At 46.2% G+C, this 277-nt stretch carries 1 pseudogene; it reads left to right on the forward strand.

Annotated elements, in window-relative coordinates:
* Positions 1 to 173: 173 nt before the first annotated feature.
* A pseudogene (locus NXS07_RS21185) lies at positions 174 to 277 on the forward strand (IS6 family transposase); the annotation flags it as partial.

A 277-nucleotide genomic window follows, 5' to 3' on the forward strand; every position in this document is an offset into this window, starting at 1 on the left:
GGTTTTTTGGCAACCCTTGCAATAATAACGAGGAAACCCGGCTTTACCTGCTCCATGTTTGCGTACCGGTTCGGTTTACAATACCGGCAAGCAACTTCTATCGTCACCGTCATTTTGAGATCCCCTTAAAAAGGCATAAGAATATCAGATTAACGCTTTGGAGTCATGACCCACCATTGCTGAGTAAGGCTTTTCGTCGGCATAAACGTCCTGTGGGGCGTCGCTGGCGCATGGATGAAACCGACATCAAAATCAAAGGTCAGTGGAAATACCTTTA

The sequence above is a fragment of the Xenorhabdus bovienii genome (assembly GCF_024721015.1).
Lineage (GTDB): Bacteria > Pseudomonadota > Gammaproteobacteria > Enterobacterales > Enterobacteriaceae > Xenorhabdus > Xenorhabdus bovienii.